Annotated in this window: 1 protein-coding gene; it reads left to right on the forward strand. The window is 63.5% G+C overall.

Features of this window, described 5'->3' with window-relative positions; translation table 11 throughout:
- Window positions 1-1,490: amino acid adenylation domain-containing protein (locus tag CI807_RS31855; RefSeq protein ID WP_256578790.1), on the forward strand; the 1,490-nt coding region annotated here is incomplete at both ends.

Here is a 1,490-nt window from a genome sequence, read left to right on the forward strand (position 1 = left end):
TTCTCGGCCGAGCGTCTTGTGCATGAGTTGGTGGCTGACCGCGCCAAGGAAACCCCCCAGGCGATCGCCGTCAAATTCGACGAGCAAACCCTTAGCTATGGCGAGCTGGACAGCCAGGCCAACCGCCTGGCCCACGCCTTGATCGCCCGTGGCGTCGGCCCGGAAGTGCGCGTGGCGATTGCCATGCCACGCAGCGCCGAAAGCCTGGTGGCGTTCCTCGCGGTGATGAAAGCCGGTGGCGTGTATGTGCCGCTGGACATCGAATACCCGCGTGATCGCCTGCTGTACATGATGCAAGACAGCCGCGCGCAATTGTTGCTGACCCACACACGCGCGTTGCAGCAACTGCCGATTCCCGAGGGCTTGGACACCCTGGCGATTGATCGCACCGAAGACTGGGCGGATTACCGCGACACAGCACCGGACGTGAAGCTGGACGGCGATAACCTGGCCTACGTGATCTACACCTCCGGCTCCACCGGCATGCCAAAAGGCGTGGCAGTCTCCCACGGTCCGTTGGTGGCGCACATCATCGCCACCGGCGAGCGCTATGAAACGTCACCTACCGATTGCGAACTGCACTTCATGTCGTTCGCCTTCGACGGCTCCCACGAAGGCTGGATGCACCCGCTGATCAACGGCGCCAGCGTGCTGGTCCGTGATGACAGCCTGTGGCTGCCCGAATACACCTACGCACAAATGCATCGCCACAACGTGACCATGGCGGTGTTCCCGCCGGTTTACCTGCAACAGTTGGCCGAGCATGCCGAGCGTGACGGCAACCCACCCAAAGTGCGTGTGTACTGCTTTGGCGGTGACGCGGTAGCCCAGGCCAGCTATGACTTGGCCTGGCGTGCACTGAAACCGACTTACCTGTTCAACGGCTACGGCCCGACTGAAACCGTGGTCACACCACTGCTGTGGAAAGCCCGCCGTGGCGATCCATGCGGCGCCGTCTACGCGCCCATCGGCACGCTGTTGGGCAACCGCAGCGGCTACGTGCTGGACTCGCAACTCAACCTGCAACCCATTGGCGTGGCCGGCGAGTTGTACCTGGGCGGCGAGGGCGTGGCACGGGGTTATCTGGAGCGTCCGGCACTGACGGCCGAGCGTTTTGTGCCGGACCCATTCGGCAAACCTGGCAGCCGCGTATATCGCAGCGGCGACCTGACCCGTGGCCGCCCGGATGGGGTGGTGGATTACCTCGGGCGTGTCGACCATCAGGTGAAGATCCGTGGTTTCCGTATCGAACTGGGCGAGATCGAAGCGCGCCTGCGCGAACAGGACAACGTTGGCGAAACCGTGGTGGTCGCCCAGGACGGTCCGACCGGCAAACAACTGGTGGCGTATGTCGTGCCGGCCGAGGGCCCGCTCGCCAATGAAACCCAATTGCGCGAAACCTTGCGCCGTGCGCTGAAAACCCATCTGCCGGATTACATGGTGCCCGCGCACTTCATGTTCCTGGCGCAGATGCCGCTGACCCCCAACGG

The organism is Pseudomonas sp. NS1(2017), assembly GCF_002269425.1.
Taxonomy (GTDB): Bacteria; Pseudomonadota; Gammaproteobacteria; order Pseudomonadales; family Pseudomonadaceae; genus Aquipseudomonas; species Aquipseudomonas reactans.